Below are 18,282 nucleotides of genomic sequence, written 5' to 3' on the forward strand. Positions count from 1 at the left end.
TATTTTACAGTTTAACTTCTGCTGAGATTTGGGTTAGATATTCATTAGAATCTCTAACACTTATGTCATATAGTAGATATTCTTCATAAATAAAATCCCCCATACATAAATTATTCTGATTAAAAAAATTTAATAACTTTTCATAAGTTTTGTAAATAGTTTCATAACTTCCTTTATGATAAGCAATTACATAAAGCCCTTTTGGCTTGATTGATATAGGATATTTCTTGTATTCTTTATTGACTTTTGTAAATAAATATGAATATGATTCAAAATCTTTATTAATTATATCTTCACCCTTAATGATTGAGCCAATCGTACCATAATCACTCAATTCATAGTTATCCATAAAGTTAATACATTCATATAAAAAATTTTCTTCTTCATCTTCAAAAAATTGTTCTTTATATGTAATAGGCGTTTTGACTAAGTACTCTTCTTCATGTTCTTCTAAAGTAATAGTATTCGCATCTATATTACATGCATTTTTAGTAAATGAAATTGTAGATTCCATTAGAGCCTGAATATTATTTAGTTTTTCAATTTCGTTGTTAATATCAATAGTTTTCTTTTCTAAAAGTTCAATTAGTAAATTAGGAGTTCGATTGTCTATATAAGCTTTAATTTCTTTTAAAGGCATTTTGACTTCCTTAAGTGAAGAAATTATACCAAAAATGCTTAGTTGATGGTATGAGTAGTATCTATATCCATTTTCTTTTTTTAATTCTGGAGAGAAAAGACCTATATCATCATAATAGAAAAGTGTTTTTTTATTGACTCCACAAATCTTTGCGAATTCTCCAGTTGTAAAATAATTTTTTGAAACTTGACTCATAATTATAATTCCTCCTTGACTATCCTGTTACAGTATAGTTTATCATAATATTTTGTAAAGGAGTGTGAATATATGAAAAAATTAATTCGTTTTTTAAGACCATATAGAGTTTTAATTGTTATAGTTTTGATATTTACGTTTTTGCAAACACTTGGAACTTTATATATACCAACACTTACAGCAAGTATAGTAAATAATGGTGTAGTAAAAGGAGATATAGATTATATTGTAAAAACAGGTTTAATAATGTTGATAGTAGCTGGTATAACAGCTTTATCAGCTGTGTTGGTTTGTAAAGTATCAGCAAATCTCTCATCTGGATTTTGTAGAGATATTAGAGAAGCAGTATTTATAAAATCACAAGATTTGTCAATAAATGATTTTAATAATATAGGCACAGCTTCAATGATTACTAGAAGCACTAGTGATATTACTTTAATAGGTCAATCTGTGTTTATGTTTATTCAATTAGTATTACCAGCACCAATTATAACAGTTTCTGGTCTATTCTTAGCATATTCTATAGATAAAGTAATGACAATTATTATTGTTGTAGTGATGTTTCTATTCATGTTATCAGCCTTTTTGGTTGGTAAAAAGCTTATCAAGTTGTTTAAAATGATGCAAGTAAAAATGGATAATATGAATAGAGTATTACGTGAGGTAGTAACTGGAGTAAGAGTTATAAGAGCTTTTAATAGAAGCCGTTTTGAAAAAAAGAGATTTGATAAGACTGCAATAGATTATTCTGAAACAGCAATCTCAATAAATAAAATATTTGCAGTACTTATGCCTATTGTGATGTTAATAATGAATTTGGGTATAGTAAGTATTATTTGGTTTGGTGGGATGCGAGTAAGTAATGGGAATATGGAGATAGGTCATATAATGGCACTTGTTGAGTACTGTATCTTAATCCTATTTTATTTAATTATGGGCGTAATGGTATTTATGTATATACCTAGAGCAGGTGCTTGTGCAGATAGAGTAAATCAAATATTAGATATAGAACCTGAAATTGTAGATGGAAATGGCTGTAAAGATATTATTTCAGAGAGAGGTCATTTAGTATTTAAAAATGTAACATTTTCATATGCTCAATCAGAAGAACCTGTTTTAAGTAATATAACATTTGAAGCAAAATCTGGAGAAGTAACTGCAATTATAGGAAGTACTGGTTCAGGTAAATCTACTATTGCAAATATAATACCACGTTTTTTTGAAATTCAATCTGGAGAAATATCTATAAATGGTCAAGATATTAAGAACATGTCTCAAAAAGAGCTTAGAGATAAGATTGGATTTGTACCACAAAAAGCCTTTTTATTTAGTGGGACAATAGAAGAAAATATAAGATATGGAAAAGAAGATGCAAGTATTGAAGAAGTAGAGCATGCTGCAAGTATAGCTCAAGCTGATGAGTTCATTTCTGATATGGAAGATAAGTATGACTCATTTGTAGCACAAGGTGGAAATAATTTATCAGGTGGTCAAAAACAGAGAATATCCATTGCAAGAGCATTGGTTAGAAAGCCTGAAGTATATGTCTTTGATGATAGTTTTTCTGCATTAGATTTTAAAACAGATAAAAGACTTAGAAAAGCATTGAAGAATGAAATTAAAGATTCATCAGCTATAATTATAGCACAGCGTATAAGTACAATCATGGATGCTAATCAAATTATAGTTTTGAATGATGGAAAAATTGTAGGTATTGGAAAACATAAAGATTTACTTGAAAATTGTGAAGTTTATAAGCAAATTGCAGATTCCCAGCTTAGTAAAGAAGAACTTGCATAGTGTGAAGAATTAATCTGTGTATTTGGAGGTGTAATATGAGTGAAAAAAGAACAGAGAAACAAGATATAGAAGTACTTAGTTTTGAAGATGGTATGTCAGCAGAAAAAGCTAAGGATGCAAAAAAAACTACTAAAAGATTATTAAAATACATGGCAAAACAAAAGTTTAAAATATTAATTATTTTTATTTCAGTATTGATAAGTTCAGCACTTACAGTTTTAGCACCTATGATTATGGGAAAAGCTATTGACCAGTTATTTAATGGAATTAAAACTGCACTTCAAACAGGTACAAAATTCAGTGTGAATTTTAGTACTATGGGAGGCATAATATCAATACTTCTAGGGTTGTACTTGATTAGTGCAATATTTATATATATACAACAATATATTATGTCAGGAGTTGCACAAAATTTAGTACTTAACATGAGAAAAGACTTGAGTGATAAACTCAATAAACTTCCTCTTAAGTACTATGATTCCCATAAAAAGGGAGAAACACTTAGCATAGTTACAAATGATTTAGAAAAAGTAGCAGATAGTTTACAAGAAGGATTGATGCAACTTATTACAGCAGTAGTCACAGTAGTTGGTTCTATTGTAATGATGATAATTATAAGTGTACCACTTACGATAGTATCAGCTGTAACATTGGTTGTTTCACTGGGTATTACTGTTGTAATTGCAAGAAAATCACAAGAAAGATTCTCAGAAAATCAGAAGGCACTAGGAGAATTAAATAGCAATATAGAGGAGATATTTACTGGTCAAATAGTGGTTAAAGCGTTTAGCAAAGAAAAAGATACTATAAAAAATTTCAAAACATTAAATCAAAATCTTTATAATGCTAGCAGAAAAGCTCAATTCTCATCATATGCAATATCTCCAATTATTAGATTTATAAATCAAATTGGGTATGTTATTATAGCAGTTGTAGGTGGTGTATTTGCATCAACTGGAGCAATGACCCTTGGTAGTATACAAGCTTTTATTCAGTATGTAAATCAAGCATCAGAGCCTACTACAGAGATATCTTATATTGTAAATATGCTTCAAGCAGCAATTGCATCTGCAGAGAGAGTTTTTACAGTTATGGATGAAGTAGAAGAAATAAAGGATAAAGAAGATTCAAGAGTTATCAACATGCCTAAAGGAAAAGTAGAATTTGAGCATGTTAAATTTGGATATAGTGATGATTCTATTCTTATGAAAGACATTAATATTAAATTGAATGCAGGGGATAAAATTGCAATTGTTGGTCCTACAGGAGCTGGAAAGACAACTCTTGTAAATTTACTTATGAGGTTTTATGAGATACAAGATGGAAGAATTACTATTGATGGTGTTAATATAAAAGACTTAAAGCGTGGAGAACTTAGAACTATGTTTGGTATGGTTCTTCAAGATACATGGCTGTTTAATGGAAGTATAAAAGAAAATATTGCATATAGTAAGTCAGATGCTACAATGGAGGAGATTGTAAGAGCAGCAAAATCAGCAAGAGTAGATCACTTTATAAGAACCTTACCTCAAGGATATGATACTATATTGACTGAGGATGCTTCTAATTTATCTCAAGGACAAAAACAACTTCTAACAATTGCCAGGGCAATACTTTCAGACCCGTCAGTGTTAATTCTCGATGAAGCAACATCTAGTGTGGATACTAGAACAGAAGTGGAGATTCAAAAGGCAATGAATAACTTAATGAAGGGAAGAACTAGTTTTGTTATTGCACATAGATTATCAACTATTCGTGATGCAGATTTAATATTAGTAATGAAAGAAGGTACTATTATCGAACAAGGAAATCACAAGGAACTTATTGAGAATAAAGGATTTTATGAAGAACTTTATAATAGCCAATTTTCAAGTGAATATGACGAAGAAGTTGTGTAATTGATAACATTACTTATATGTGATTTTAAGTATAATCAAAATAATTAGGATGATAATAAAGGCGTTATCTCAAAGCTGTGCTAAGATTGTATCATAAGAAAAATAGAGATAGTAAGAATTGTTTTAATAATTAAAAATAATCTCACTATCTCTATTTAGATTCTTAAAAAACTCTTTTATGGAGTTACTCTTCCTTGAATATTTTTTTCAAAGCTATATCCAATATCTAAGACCTTTTTATCCTCACCAGACAGTGTCATAAACGTAACGCCAATAGGAGTACCCTTTCCATCTACTCCAAATGGTACATTTAATTCAGGATATCCTGATGCTGATGCCATTGTAGAACCAGAACTATTTAAAAAAACAATAGCATCTAAGTTCTTTTCTCTAAAAGTTTTATTAAGGATTGATTTTGCTTTCTGGATTGAATCATCTATTTGATTCATGTTACTTTTTTCCACTTTATTAGCTTCTTCCAATAAGTCTTGACCATATTTAATTCTTCTTTTGGAGTCAGCATTATTAAATTTAATTAAGTCACTCAATTTTTTTATTGGCATATTATACTTGTTAGCGAAGTCTTCAAAGTCTTTTTTAAAGGATAAGTTGATAGTATTTATTATGTTAATGCCTTCTTCGTTGAGACTAATAGGAACAACAGTGACATTCATATTTTCTAATTCTTGTTTTATATTTTTAAGAATCTTTTTATCATTATACTCATAGCTTAATAATCCAATTTTCATACCATTTAGTAATTTACTGTCAAAGTCCAATGATATATTTTCGTTTGAAATCGCATTGTAAGCAATTGCTACATCTTGTACTGTTTTTGCTATTGGACCTGCTGTATCAATTTTTTTGACTAGTGGTATAATTCCATCATTAGATATTTTGTCTCTGGATGGTTTAAATCTCACTACTGAATTTGCTGATGCTGGAGCTACAATGGAACCATCTGTTTCTGTTCCTATGGAGATTGGAACTATATTTGCAGTAACAGAAACTGCACTACCACTACTGGAACCAGATGGAGAGATTTTTAAAGGTCCAAAAGGATTAACTGTTTGACCTTTTTTACCACTATACCCGCTAGGCATTATTCCTGAAATATAATTTGCGAATTCAGACAGATTATTTTTTCCCAATATAATAGCACCCTGCTTTTTCAAATCTTTTACTAAATTAGCATCTTCATTAGGAATAAAATCTGCAAAGGCAACAGTACCTGCACTTGTTGGCATATTAGAGGTATTAATATTATCCTTTAACATGACAGGAATACCAAAAAGTGGAGAAGGTATTATTTTATCCTGTGAAGACAATTTTAATCTCTCTGAATCCATATTTCTGGCATCAGCAATTGCATCTGGATTTACTTCTACCACAGAATTATATCCATGTTTAGTTTGGTCTATCATTTTAATTCTATAAAGATATATTGCTGTAATTTCCTCATAAGTTATTAGTCCATTTTCTACTGATTTTTGGATTTCATCAATACTCTTTTCAACTACATATTTTTCTTTATTAGCCACTATACTATCTATATCTAATTTACTCAATTGTTGATTTATAGATTTAATTAGTTTATCATTTTGATAAGAAATCCATTCTTCTCCAGGTGGAATAACGTTTTTGATGTATGCATATACACAAATTAAAAGGATTGAAATAAATATGATTATTCCAATAATAATCTTTCTTTTCATATTTTACCTCCGAAATTGTATTTATTCTAATTGTTTACTAATATAGGTTACTATCTATCAATTTAAATATCAATTGCATATCAATAGAATTTATAACTATATGTATCGTAAATTAAGCTAGGAATTATTTACTAATGAGCTATATATGACGAAATAATAATACTGTTCTTACAAAAAATCTCAATATAGAAAGTATTCCCTAAAAAGATACAATATAGTATAGTAACAAATTATAAATTTTTACATATATATTAAATGGAGTTGCAACGAATAAATAAATAGACTTATTTTAAATAAATCTATCTATTTTTAATTTTCAACAACTAAATCAATAAATAATTGCATAAGGGGACTAATCCACTTATTTTTATGATGACCACATACTGCAACAATACTCCTACCATCTAACTCTGTATGTATTGCACATAGTTCTCCTGTCTTCAAATCATCTTCTACTGCTAACGTAGGAAGATATGATATTCCCATATCATTTTTCACTAAATTTTTAATAGTAGGTATACTCCGAAGTTCAATCGTATGGTCTAGAGTAATATTCTTTTCATTTAAATATGATTCAAACATCTGTCTAAAAATGCATGCTGGTTCATCTATTATGAAAGGAATATTTAATTCTTGGTTTGGAGTAATAAAATCAGGAAATTGTTTTTTTACTTTTGGTGATGCAACTAGTGTTAAATGTGATTCTCCAACAGTATAGGTAGAAATAGAATTTCCTAGTCCTCCAATATCTTTATAAAATATTCCTAAATCAATGCTTCCTGCAAGCAAAGAATTTCTAATATCATAGCAATTCATTGAGCGAAGAAATAGTCGGGCATTTGGTGCCATTTCATGAAATTGTTTTAAGATAGGAGGCATTTTATAACAAATAAGAGTTTCTCCCATTGCTATATGCAAATCACCACGTAACTCAGATAAGTCAGTACCAAAATTCTTCATTTTATCAACAGAACATAGAACATCATCCACATAAGGTATTAGATTTTTACCAGCTTTAGTTAGAACCATTTTTCTTCCTATTTTTTCAAATAAATGTGTAGATAGTTCTTGTTCTAGCTGTTGTACTTGAAATGTTATCGTTGATTGTGTGTAATTGAGCTTATTTGCTGCTTTAGAAAAACTGCCTTCCTCTATTATGGTTTTAAAAGTTTGTAGGTATTTAAGATACATATTTAACCTCATTTCATTCAATATAATTGAAGTATAAATTTAAATATTTCGATTTTTTTATAGCATTATAATATAAAAGGAGAGTGATTGCAAGTGTTGAGTGAAGTTTTATTATCTTTTTTTGATTTCTAAAACTACTATTTGTTAGCCATCCAGAATCTAATACTATATAAAATTCAATTTTCAAATGAAGATATAAGATATTATTAAAAATTAGATAAATAAATTTACATTTATTTTTTCAATCTAATCTTATTTGCCACATATATGCCATAAAGATGCACTTATTTTACGGAGATTTAACGAAGTCAAGTGAAGTATACTCTAAATATAAAATAAATCAAACATATTTAAATGAATTGAGAGGTGATAATAATGGATAAGAAGTTAAACTATAGATTTGAGATGAAACACAAAATAACTAAGGCAGATGTACTAGCTTTAAAATCAAGACTTTATCCAATAATGAAGAAAGATAGAAACGCATCAAAAGATGGAAAATATCTTATCAGAAGTTTGTATTTTGATACACCTGAAGATAAAGCACTTTTAGATAAGTTAAATGGAGTTGCAATGAGAGAAAAGTTTAGAATAAGATTTTATAACAATGACCCTTCTTATATAAAGTTGGAAAAAAAAATAAAGCATTATAATATGACATCAAAGTTATCAGTTAGTTTAACAAAAAAAGAAGTAATAAAGATACTGAATAATGACATTGAATTTCTAAAAGAATCGACAAATTGTTTATTAAGAGAATTTTATTTAAAAGTAAAATGTGAAAGGTTGGAGGCAAAAAGTATTGTTGATTACGATAGAGAAGCCTTTGTTTATCCAGTTGGAAATGTTAGGGTTACAATTGATAGCGATATTAAAACCTCTGTAAATTCAACAGATTTATTTAATAAAGATTTACCAACTGTTTCAGTAGTTGATGAGAATATGACTGTATTAGAGGTTAAATACGATGAGTTTATACCAGATTTTATAAAGGATTTAATTCAAATTAATAAAACTACTTCTACAGCAGTTTCAAAGTATGCTTCAAGTAGATTGTATATTTAAAAATAAAATCTAAGATTTATATTAATCAATACATCAATAAAGCTAAAAAAAGAATAAATTAACAAATAAATTAAAAAATAGGAAGGATGATTTTAATTATGACATTTAACGATATTTTTAAATCAAGTTTTATAGAAAACGTATCAGGTTTTTCATTTATAGATAGTACTTTAGCACTAGGTTCAGCATTTTTAGTGGGTTTGTTTATATATATGGTTTATAAAAAGACATATATGGGAATTATGTATTCTCGACCATTTAATGTTTCGCTTGTAGCACTTACAATGCTTACAACTTTTGTAATATTAGCAGTTACATCAAACGTAGTTTTATCTCTAGGTATGGTTGGTGCTTTATCTATAGTAAGATTTAGAACAGCAATTAAAGACCCAATGGATTTAGTATTTCTATTTTGGTCATTGGGTTCAGGAATAGTTTTGGGAGCAGGTTTGATTCCATTAGCTGTTATGGGTTCAGTAATTATGGGATTGATTTTAATATTCTTTTCAAATAAAACAATATCTGAAACACCATATATATTGATGGTAAATTGTAATAATGAAGATTCAGAAGATATTGCAACTGATAAAATTAAAAAAGTATTTTCTAAATATCAAATAAAATCAAAAAGTGTTACGCCAGAAAAAGGTATAGAATTGGTATTTGAAGTACGAATGAAGGATGGAGAGACAAGTTTTATAAATGATTTAAGTCAAGTAGATGGAGTTACTAATGCAGTTCTTGTAAGTTATAATGGTGACTATGTGGCATAGAGAGGAGTAATCTTTTATGAAAGATAAAAAATTTACCCTTCTTATCTCAATAATGATTATATTTTTATGTGCAGTAGTTGGAGTTTACAGTACATATGGTAATAAAAGTGTTGATTTATATAGCAATGTATATATTGAAAAATATTTTGATAGAGACAAGGTTATGGAAGTTAATATAGAGATAGATGAAAGCGACTTGGAGGACATGAATGAAAATGCTATAAAAGAAGAATTTAAGTCTGCAAAAGTAACTGTAAATGGAGATACATATGGAAATGTAGGTATAAGAACTAAAGGAAATTCAAGTCTTACATCTGTAGCAAATAGTGATAGCAATAGATATAGCTATAAGATTAATTTTGATAAATATAATACTAGTCAAAGTATGGAAGGGCTTACTCAATTAAATCTTAATAATTGCTATTCTGACCCATCTTATATGAGAGAGTTTTTAACATATAGTATTTGTGAAGAAATGGGATTAGCCACTCCAGAATTTGCATATGCTAAAGTCTCTATAAATGGTGAATATCATGGTTTGTATTTAGCAGTAGAAGGACTAAAAGAATCTTATCTTGAAAATAATTTTGGAGATGTAACTGGAGACTTATATAAATCAGATGAAGGAGCCTCATTACAATATGAGGGTGATGACCCAGATAGTTACTCAAATCTAATCATTGAAAGTGATAAAAAAACAGCTGATTGGTCTAAAATTACAAAACTACTAAAATCTTTAGATAAAGGTGAAGATATTGAAAAATATCTTGATGTAGATTCTGTCCTCAAAAATATAGCAATAAATACCGCTTTATTAAATCTAGATAGTTATCAAGGTAGTTTTGCTCATAATTACTATTTATATGAACAAGATGGAGTGTTTTCTATGTTACCATGGGATTTTAATATGTCATTTGGTGGATTTAGTGGTTTTGGTGGAGGCAGTCAATCTATAGCCATTGATGAACCTACAACGGGTAATTTGGAAGATAGACCTTTAATATCTGCATTATTAAAAAATGATACATATAAAGCTAAGTATCATGAATATCTAGAAGAAATAGTAATCAAGTATTTGGATTCAGATTATCTAGAAAATATGACAACAAAATTACATGACTTGATAGCATCATATGTAAAAGAAGACCCAACAGCATTTTATACCTATGAAGAATTTGAGAAAAATATAACATCTTCAATTGAAGATTCTAGTGATAATAAGGGATTTGGTGATAAAAAGTTTAATAATAATGATTCTAATAATAAAGACTCTAATAACAATGATTCTAATAACAATAATTCTAACAATAATGACTCTAACAATAAAAATAAGAGTTTTGAAAACAAAAGTAATGAAAAAGAAGTTAATGCTGAATTAACATTAAGCGAAGTCAAAACTAATACGGATAATGATACTCAAAATAATACTAAAGATAATAGTGAAAATGAGAATAATACAAATACCAATAAAGGTGGAAAATCAATACCAGGAGTTTTAGAAGTTGCAGAAAATATGAGTAAAACTATAAAATCTCAATTAAGTGGAGAATCTTCTTCAACAAAGGAAAATTCTGATGATGAGAGTTCAAGTGAAAGTAAAGACACAGAAAAGTCGGGTGAGCATATGAATGGTATGCCAGAGCCACCTGAAGGTATGGATGGTAAAATGCCACCAGGAATGGGAAATATGGATAGAGGGCAAGGTAATCAAAAGGAAGCTGGAGGTTTTGGTAATAAAGGAGGCGGCTCTATGAATAAAACAACAACGTACTCCAAATTAATTCTAGGTGGAGCTTCAATGATAATCATGTCTATTATGTTAGTGGGTGTATCAAAGATAAACCAAAGGAGATTTATAAAGTCAAAATAGAATAATACACAAATAATATTGATACTGTTAAGTAAATCCTTACTTAGCAGTATTTTTTGTAAAAATTTATATAGTTTTTGTATTGCCTCTTTGTATCTTGTTAAATACCAATATATCCTGCTTTTACTATTTTTTATTTCATAAATCTCATTTCTGAACTGAAACTTATTTAGTTAATCCATAAATACAAAGGTTATAAATTTTATCATTTTTAACAACTGCTTTTTTCATAATGCCTTCTAATGAAAAATTGTTCTTTTCTAAAACTCTTCTAGAAGCAATGTTTGGCTCATAAACCAATCCAGTGATACGAATAATATCTAATTCTAAAAAAGCAATGTCACATATTTTCTTTACAGCTTCTGTCATAATTCCATTTGACCAACTACTTGTAAGAAGTAGATAACCAATTTCTGCATCTTTTTCATAAACATCTGATTTTTGTTCAATAGAAATATTGCCTACAATATTTTCGTCAACTGTAATTGAACGAAATACTCCATCTTTTCCATCATGCTCAAGTACCATATTTAACCACCAGTCAGCACTAGCTTTTGTATATGGGGATGGAATCCTATTTGAAAGATATTTTTTATCAACTAAATTACATAGTGATATAAGGCTTTCCTTATCATTTAAAGTCCATTTATTTAATTTTATATTCATACAAATTTCCCCCCATAAAATTCTAATTTATCTATTTTCCATATTTTATCATAAGCCTAGTTTAAAGTCATTCTTTTTCTGTTATCAGAGGAATATTCATCAATTTAAAAGTTCTTTATAGTTTTTGCTATGGAGGTTATAGAGATAATGGAAATAATAAATTATGAAAATCACTTAACTCAATAAAAAATCACTTAACTCAATAAGAGGTACTATAAAATATAGATTTCTAGCAATTTTTTATTTGTTCAATATTTTTAGGTAATAGAAGCCTTATTCTGTATTTAATGAATTAATTAATTTATAATTAGAGATACTAAACTTTATAAATATTAATATAAACACCTTTAAACTGTGTATTTTCCAAAGCCTTTAAAATACTTGTATTTATTCTAAATAAAAAAATAAAAAAATGTCAAAAAAACTCTTGTATTATATCCAAATTTTATATATAATTACCTATGTTGTTTAGAAATTTTAAACTCAATGTTTAGTAAACAAAATGTTTAGTAAAATAAAACAGAAACTAGGAGGTGCAACATGGATATAGGTGAAAAGATAAAAAGATTAAGAACAGAAAAACAACTGACCCAGGAGGAGTTAGCCAATAGATGTGAACTGTCAAAGGGATTTATTTCTCAATTAGAAAATAACTTAACATCACCATCCATAGCTACCCTTATAGATATACTTGAAATACTAGGTACAAATTTAAGGGAATTTTTTAATGAAATAGATGATGAAAGAATTAGTTTTACAAAAGAAGATATGTTTGAAACTGAAGACGAAGATTTAAAATATAAACTTAAGTGGTTAATTCCAAATTCACAAAAAAATGAAATGGAGCCAATAATAATAACATTGTATCCAGGAGGACAGTATAAAGAAGAAAAGCCACATGAAGGCGAAGAATTTGGATATGTATTAGCAGGCTCGATATATGTCCATATAGGCGAAAAGAAAAATAAGGTAAAAAAGGGAGAAAGCTTTTACTTTAGACCAAGAGCAAATCACTATATATCAAACGAAGGTAAAACGACAGCAAAAGTGATTTGGGTAAGTACGCCACCATCATTTTAGAATAGAGGTGTTTAATAATTGGTAGAAAATATAATAGAATTAAGGGATATATCTAAGCATTATGAGGAACTTACTGTTTTAGATAATTTCAATTTAGATATAAAGAAAAATGAATTTTTAACTTTACTTGGACCAAGTGGATGTGGAAAAACTACTACATTAAAAATAATAGCAGGATTTGAGTATGCTGATGATGGTAAAGTTTTATTTGAAGGTAAAGAGATAAACAATTTGCCACCATATGAAAGACAAGTAAATACAGTATTTCAAAAATATGCTTTATTTCCACATATGGATGTGTATGAAAATGTAGCCTTTGGACTAAAAATTAAAAAGACTCCAAAAGATGTAATAGATGCTAAAGTAAAAGAGGTTTTAAAACTTGTTGCACTAGAAGGCTTCGAAAGACGACAAGTTGATTCATTAAGTGGAGGACAGCAACAGAGAATTGCAATAGCAAGAGCTTTAGTTAATGAACCGAAAGTATTGTTACTAGATGAACCACTTGGAGCACTTGATTTAAAGTTAAGACAAGAAATGCAAATAGAATTAAAGAGAATTCAAAAAAAATTAGGAATAACATTTGTGTTTGTAACTCATGACCAAGAAGAGGCTCTTACTATGTCAGATACTATTGTTGTAATGTACAAGGGCAAAATTCAACAAATGGGAACACCTCAAGATATATACAATGAACCTAAAAATTCATTTGTAGCTAAGTTTATAGGTGAAAGTAATATATTTGATGGAATTATGATAGAAGATTATAAAGTTAATTTCTGTAATAGAGATTTTGAGTGTGTTGATAAAGGCTTTGAAAAAAACGAAAATATAGAAGTAGTAATAAGACCAGAAGATATAAAAATGGTAAAGCCAGAAGAAGGAATGTTAAAGGGGAAAGTTACATCTACAGTGTTTAAAGGAGTGCATTACGAGATAGAGTTGAATGAAAATGGAAGATTGTGGATACTTCATAATACTAAAAATGCTGAGGTTGGAACAGAACTAGGCATGGACATATATCCAGAAGACATCCATATAATGAGAAAAGAGAATAACTAAGATGAAAAGAAAATCTTTCTTAGCATATCCATATGTAATTTGGAGTGCGATATTTGTAATAATCCCTTTAATACTAGTAGTATTTTTCAGTTTTACAAAAGAATCAGGTGGAGGTTATGCCTTTACACTTGAGAATTATAAAGAAGTAATCGACCCTATATATATTAAAGTTTTTGGGCGTTCTATTCTTTTAGCAGGAGGAGCGACATTGATATGCCTTGTAGTTGGTTATCCAGTGGCATATATAATTTCAAAAGCTCATGTAAGTAGAAGAGGTTCGTTAATATTATTATTTATTCTTCCTATGTGGATGAACTTTCTTTTAAGAACATATGCATGGGTTGCTATATTAGGAAAAAATGGACTTTTAAATACATTTTTAGGTTGGTTTGGAATACAACCATTGGCAATTTTATATACTAACGTTGCTATACTTTTAGGTATGGTATATAACTTTTTACCATTTATGGTACTTCCAATATACACTGCACTATCAAAGATGGATAATGATTTGATAAATGCTGCTCATGACTTGGGTGCAAATAATATGACAGTGTTTAGAAAAATTATATTTCCTTTGAGTTTGCCAGGTGTAATGTCTGGAATAACTATGGTATTTATGCCAGCAGTCACTACTTTTGCAATATCAAGGCTGTTAGGTGGAGGTAAAATAATGCTAGTTGGAGATTTGATTGAACAACAATTTACAGTAGTTGGAGATTGGAACTTTGGCTCAGCTATATCGATATTTATGATGATAGTAATATTAATATCTATGTCTATAATGTCAAAATTTGGAGATGAATCTGACAAAGAAGGCGGTGGGTTACTATTTTAAAATTAAAGAAAATAACTTCTAATATATATTTAGCATTAGTATTCTTATTTTTGTATGCACCCATATTTGCCTTGGTACTATTTTCTTTCAATGATTCAAAATCAATGGCAAGATGGAATGGATTTACATGGAAGTGGTATGGTCAATTACTTCAAAATGAGAGTATAATGAGTGCTTTATATTACACTATTGTAATAGCTATATTAGCATCTGTAATATCTACAATAGTAGGAACTATAAGTGCCATAGGAATACATAAGATGAGAGGTAAGAGTAAAAAAATAATACTAAACGTAAACTATCTTCCTATTTTAAATACAGAGATAGTTACAGCAGTAGCTCTTATGAGTCTATTTGTGTTTGTAAAAATGGAATTTGGATTTACAACAATGCTATTGGCACATATAATGTTTTGTTTGCCATATGTTATACTTTCAGTTTTACCAAAAATGAAGCAATTACCTGATAATATAGAAGATGCAGCTATGGACTTAGGTGCAACACCTATATATGCTCTTAGAAAAGTAATTTTACCACAAATAAAGCCAGGTATAGTTTCTGGATTTTTAATTGCATTTACTATGTCAATAGATGACTTTATAATAAGTTTCTTTAATGCTGGAAATGGTGTAAGCAATCTTTCTATAGAAATCTACGGAATGGCTAGAAGAGGTATAAAACCTGAAATAAATGCATTATCAACAATAATGTTTGCAGTAGTTTTAGGGTTACTTTTACTGGCTAATAAGAAAGAATCTATAGTAAGGGGGACTAAATAATGATTAAATTTAAAAAAGTAATATCCCTTGTAACTGTAGGTATGATGACAGTTACTTTATTTACAGGATGTAATAAAGCAACTGATTCTACAAAAGTTTTAAATGTATATAATGTTGGAGATTATATAGATGAATCTCTTATAGATAAGTTTGAAAAAGAAACAGGAATAGATGTTCAATATTCAACTTATGATACTAATGAAATGATGTATCAAAAAGTAAAAAGTGGTAGTACACACTACGATTTAGTCTTTCCTTCAGATTATATGGTAGAGAAGATGAAAAATGAAGGTCTTTTGGAAAAATTAGATTTTAAAAATATACCTAACATGAAGTATTTAGATAAGAGTTTTTTAAATCCTATATACGATGAAACTAATGAATATAGTGTTGCATATATGTGGGGAACTCTTGGAATATTGTATAATAAAAAAGAAGTTAAAGAGTCTATAGATAGCTGGAATATGCTTTGGAATCCAAAGTATAAGGGCAATATAATGGTGTTTGACTCTGTTAGAGATACTATAGGAATAACTCTTAAAAAATTAGGATACAGTATGAATAGTGTAAATCCAAAAGAAATAAATGAAGCGAAAAATCTTTTAATGAAGCAAAAAGACTTGGTATTAGCATATGTAAATGATGAAGGTAAAGACAGATTGCTTGGTGGAGAAGTGGCAATGGGTATGCTGTATTCTGGAGATGCAGTTACATTAATGGAGCAAAATCCTGACCTTGATTATGTTATACCTAAAGAAGGTACTAATAAATGGGTAGATGCTATGTGTGTACCGACAACAGCACAAAATAAGAAAGAAGCTGAGCTGTTTATAAACTTTTTATTAGATCCAGAGAATGCAAAAGTAAATGCTGAGTACATTGGATATTCAACACCCAATACAGGAGCACTAAAATTATTAGACCCAGAAATAACTGAGAATTCTGTTGCATATCCATCTAAAGAAGTACTTAATAAATGTGAAACTTTTGAAGATATTGGTCAAAATATAAAATTGTATGACAAGGCTTGGATAGAGCTAAAATCAAAATAGGGTCTTGTTGATTTAAGTAAGTTTACTTAATAAAACTGTTCTTTTTTAGAAATTGATTTTCTAATTATTGAACAGTTTTATTTTTTGTTTAGCTGTATCTTTATTTTGAGTCTATTTTCATAACAATTTGAAGTCCAATAAGTTTAATTGATTACTATTTTTATAATAACAACTATAAAGAGGCTGTCTCAAAATTGGATATGTCCCTGTCAAGTAGACAGACTTAAAAAAGGCTATCTTTACGCACAATGAGTTCGATATTCAATCGGACTCATTCCGTTTTTTAATTGTATTCTTTCATTATTATAAAAATAAATATAATCATTTATTAGACTAATCATTTTCTTTGGATCTGTAGTATCAATTAAATATATTAATTCAGATTTAAAATGACTGAAAAAACTTTCTATGGGAGCATTATCCCAGCAGTTGCCCCTTCGGGACATTGATTGTATAATACCATTATCCTTAAGCCTTTTAGAGTAAGATCTACTTGTATATTGTGAACCTTGATCTGTATGTAAAATACAATCTTTAGCTAAATTCATATTTATTAGTTGATTTACTGTATTATTAACTAATTTAGTATCCATTTTTGTACTTATCTCATATGCCACTATTTCACCATTAAATAAATCTTTGGCTACATTCATATATAAGAATTTTTTACCGATAGGTATGTATGTTATATCCATACAAATTTTTTCTAATGGTTGATTAGCTCTAAATTCACGATTTAATATATTATCATATATCTCATATGATTTAAACTTACGTCTATATACTTTCTTTCTAATAATAGATTTAATACCTAGTTCTTTCATCAACCTATATACTCTCTTATGATTAATAGGGGTATCAAGTATTTTATTTATATAAGTACAAATTCTTTTTCTACCGTAAGTTCCTCTATATTTTTTATGTATTTCAATTATATAATCCTTAATAATTCTATCTTTGATACCCCTATCGGAAGTTTTTTTAGAATAACTTAGCCATTTATAGTAACCGCTTCTTGACACACCTATCAACTTACACATACTAGAAATACTATACTTCCTAGACATAAGTTTAATTGTTTTAAATTTATCGCTTACTTTGACTTGTCCAATAGGGTACTTAACTTTTTTAAGAATTCATTCTCCATGCGTAAGTACTTCAATTCTTCTTCAACAGATTTAAATTTTCTATTATCATTTTCTAGACTAATATTTTTAAATCTGCCCCTAGTTTCATCATTAAATGCAGTTTTACCTTTATTTTTATAATCTTTTACCCAGTTTTGAACTTGTGTTTTGCTTCTTATATTCAGCATCTCAGCAATTTTGTATGATGAGTATCCTTCTTTTATATATAAGTTTACAGCTTTTAGTTTAAGTTCTTTGCTATATTTTTTGTGTTTTTTAGACATAGAAAAACCCCCTTAGAGTATACGCTTTTTAGACCTATTATAATAGCCTTTTATTTAAATGTCTACTATAAGGGGATTATACTAAAATTGAGATAAGCCTCTTTTGTATTGTTGGAATGATGAAAATATATTTGATTTCATAGAAAAAAGAGTGATTCATGAGCTAAAAAATTCGCTTTGAGACACTATTTTTTATTAAATTATAGTCATAAGTAATTTAACTAGTTTTTTGATAAGTGAAAAACTT

The 18,282-nt window shown here is 28.4% G+C and carries 16 protein-coding genes; 10 read left to right on the forward strand and 6 right to left on the reverse strand.

Features of this window, described 5'->3' with window-relative positions:
- Positions 1-4: 4 nt before the first annotated feature.
- Positions 5-835 carry a MerR family transcriptional regulator gene (locus JJC02_04860; protein ID UDN55515.1) on the reverse strand — a complete coding sequence of 277 codons (831 nt, stop codon included), beginning with the start codon at positions 833-835 and terminating at the stop codon, positions 5-7.
- Between the two features lie 72 nt (positions 836-907).
- Here JJC02_04860 and JJC02_04865 point away from each other — a divergent pair, with 72 nt between their 5' ends.
- The gene (locus JJC02_04865) at positions 908-2,635 is read left to right on the forward strand and encodes an ABC transporter ATP-binding protein (protein UDN55516.1); all 1,728 of its coding nucleotides are present in this window, start codon (positions 908-910) and stop codon (positions 2,633-2,635) included.
- A gap of 35 nt (positions 2,636-2,670) precedes the next feature.
- Positions 2,671-4,533, forward strand: coding sequence for an ABC transporter ATP-binding protein (locus JJC02_04870; GenBank protein ID UDN55517.1), 1,863 nt, complete (start codon positions 2,671-2,673; stop codon positions 4,531-4,533).
- 176 nt (positions 4,534-4,709) lie between these two features.
- On the opposite strand, the gene JJC02_04875 is transcribed toward JJC02_04870, so the two are convergent.
- Together JJC02_04875 and JJC02_04880 are read right to left on the reverse strand one after the other, a co-directional pair.
- Positions 4,710-6,248 carry a hypothetical protein gene (locus JJC02_04875; protein UDN55518.1) on the reverse strand — a complete coding sequence of 513 codons (1,539 nt, stop codon included), beginning with the start codon at positions 6,246-6,248 and terminating at the stop codon, positions 4,710-4,712.
- 309 nt (positions 6,249-6,557) lie between these two features.
- Positions 6,558-7,439: a LysR family transcriptional regulator gene (locus tag JJC02_04880; GenBank protein ID UDN55519.1), complete on the reverse strand. Its 882-nt coding sequence runs from the start codon at positions 7,437-7,439 to the stop codon at positions 6,558-6,560.
- A gap of 375 nt (positions 7,440-7,814) precedes the next feature.
- Here JJC02_04880 and JJC02_04885 point away from each other — a divergent pair, with 375 nt between their 5' ends.
- The 3 genes from JJC02_04885 (at position 7,815) to JJC02_04895 (ending at position 11,147) form a co-directional block, all read left to right on the forward strand.
- The gene (locus JJC02_04885; GenBank protein ID UDN55520.1) at positions 7,815-8,504 is read left to right on the forward strand and encodes a polyphosphate polymerase domain-containing protein; all 690 of its coding nucleotides are present in this window, start codon (positions 7,815-7,817) and stop codon (positions 8,502-8,504) included.
- An 86-nt stretch (positions 8,505-8,590) separates the two neighbouring features.
- A complete protein-coding gene (locus tag JJC02_04890) occupies positions 8,591-9,277 on the forward strand; it encodes a DUF4956 domain-containing protein (GenBank protein ID UDN55521.1) in 687 nt (228 codons plus the stop codon).
- Between the two features lie 16 nt (positions 9,278-9,293).
- Positions 9,294-11,147, forward strand: coding sequence for a CotH kinase family protein (locus JJC02_04895; protein ID UDN55522.1), 1,854 nt, complete (start codon positions 9,294-9,296; stop codon positions 11,145-11,147).
- Positions 11,148-11,312: 165 nt separating this feature from the next.
- On the opposite strand, the gene JJC02_04900 is transcribed toward JJC02_04895, so the two are convergent.
- Positions 11,313-11,813 carry a GNAT family N-acetyltransferase gene (locus JJC02_04900; protein UDN55523.1) on the reverse strand — a complete coding sequence of 167 codons (501 nt, stop codon included), beginning with the start codon at positions 11,811-11,813 and terminating at the stop codon, positions 11,313-11,315.
- A gap of 540 nt (positions 11,814-12,353) precedes the next feature.
- Between JJC02_04900 and JJC02_04905 the strand changes: the two genes are divergently transcribed.
- The 5 genes from JJC02_04905 to JJC02_04925 all read left to right on the forward strand — a co-directional run bounded on the left by JJC02_04905 (position 12,354) and on the right by JJC02_04925 (position 16,624).
- Complete coding sequence (locus JJC02_04905) at positions 12,354-12,893, forward strand: helix-turn-helix transcriptional regulator (protein ID UDN55524.1); 540 nt, start codon at positions 12,354-12,356, stop codon at positions 12,891-12,893.
- Positions 12,894-12,911: 18 nt separating this feature from the next.
- The gene (locus JJC02_04910; GenBank protein UDN55525.1) at positions 12,912-13,955 is read left to right on the forward strand and encodes an ABC transporter ATP-binding protein; all 1,044 of its coding nucleotides are present in this window, start codon (positions 12,912-12,914) and stop codon (positions 13,953-13,955) included.
- Position 13,956: 1 nt separating this feature from the next.
- Entirely contained in the window at positions 13,957-14,793 is an 837-nt protein-coding gene (locus JJC02_04915) for an ABC transporter permease (GenBank protein UDN55526.1), read from the forward strand.
- 104 nt (positions 14,794-14,897) lie between these two features.
- Positions 14,898-15,572, forward strand: a complete 675-nt coding sequence (locus JJC02_04920; GenBank protein ID UDN55527.1) for an ABC transporter permease — start codon at positions 14,898-14,900, stop codon at positions 15,570-15,572.
- Complete coding sequence (locus JJC02_04925; protein UDN55528.1) at positions 15,572-16,624, forward strand: spermidine/putrescine ABC transporter substrate-binding protein; 1,053 nt, start codon at positions 15,572-15,574, stop codon at positions 16,622-16,624. The genes JJC02_04920 and JJC02_04925 overlap by 1 nt, the downstream gene beginning before the upstream one ends.
- Before the next feature lie 239 nt (positions 16,625-16,863).
- On the opposite strand, the gene JJC02_04930 is transcribed toward JJC02_04925, so the two are convergent.
- Both JJC02_04930 and JJC02_04935 read right to left on the reverse strand, forming a co-directional pair.
- Positions 16,864-17,760: an IS3 family transposase gene (locus tag JJC02_04930; protein UDN56378.1), complete on the reverse strand. Its 897-nt coding sequence runs from the start codon at positions 17,758-17,760 to the stop codon at positions 16,864-16,866.
- Positions 17,718-18,035, reverse strand: coding sequence for a transposase (locus JJC02_04935; GenBank protein ID UDN55529.1), 318 nt, complete (start codon positions 18,033-18,035; stop codon positions 17,718-17,720). The genes JJC02_04930 and JJC02_04935 overlap by 43 nt, the downstream gene beginning before the upstream one ends.
- Positions 18,036-18,282: the final 247 nt, after the last annotated feature.

The organism is Clostridioides sp. ES-S-0054-01, assembly GCA_021561035.1.
Lineage (GTDB): Bacteria > Bacillota > Clostridia > Peptostreptococcales > Peptostreptococcaceae > Clostridioides.

Excerpts from the sequence above, each read along its gene's own strand:
- JJC02_04860 (UDN55515.1), bottom strand. The coding sequence starts at position 835 with ATGAGTCAAGTTTCAAAAAATTATTTTACAACTGGAGAATTCGCAAAG.
- JJC02_04865 (UDN55516.1), top strand. The coding sequence starts at position 908 with ATGAAAAAATTAATTCGTTTTTTAAGACCATATAGAGTTTTAATTGTT.
- JJC02_04870 (UDN55517.1), top strand. The coding sequence starts at position 2,671 with ATGAGTGAAAAAAGAACAGAGAAACAAGATATAGAAGTACTTAGTTTT.
- JJC02_04875 (UDN55518.1), bottom strand. The coding sequence starts at position 6,248 with ATGAAAAGAAAGATTATTATTGGAATAATCATATTTATTTCAATCCTT.
- JJC02_04880 (UDN55519.1), bottom strand. The coding sequence starts at position 7,439 with ATGTATCTTAAATACCTACAAACTTTTAAAACCATAATAGAGGAAGGC.
- JJC02_04885 (UDN55520.1), top strand. The coding sequence starts at position 7,815 with ATGGATAAGAAGTTAAACTATAGATTTGAGATGAAACACAAAATAACT.
- JJC02_04890 (UDN55521.1), top strand. The coding sequence starts at position 8,591 with ATGATTTTAATTATGACATTTAACGATATTTTTAAATCAAGTTTTATA.
- JJC02_04895 (UDN55522.1), top strand. The coding sequence starts at position 9,294 with ATGAAAGATAAAAAATTTACCCTTCTTATCTCAATAATGATTATATTT.
- JJC02_04900 (UDN55523.1), bottom strand. The coding sequence starts at position 11,813 with ATGAATATAAAATTAAATAAATGGACTTTAAATGATAAGGAAAGCCTT.
- JJC02_04905 (UDN55524.1), top strand. The coding sequence starts at position 12,354 with ATGGATATAGGTGAAAAGATAAAAAGATTAAGAACAGAAAAACAACTG.
- JJC02_04915 (UDN55526.1), top strand. The coding sequence starts at position 13,957 with ATGAAAAGAAAATCTTTCTTAGCATATCCATATGTAATTTGGAGTGCG.
- JJC02_04920 (UDN55527.1), top strand. The coding sequence starts at position 14,898 with ATGGCAAGATGGAATGGATTTACATGGAAGTGGTATGGTCAATTACTT.
- JJC02_04925 (UDN55528.1), top strand. The coding sequence starts at position 15,572 with ATGATTAAATTTAAAAAAGTAATATCCCTTGTAACTGTAGGTATGATG.
- JJC02_04935 (UDN55529.1), bottom strand. The coding sequence starts at position 18,035 with ATGTCTAAAAAACACAAAAAATATAGCAAAGAACTTAAACTAAAAGCT.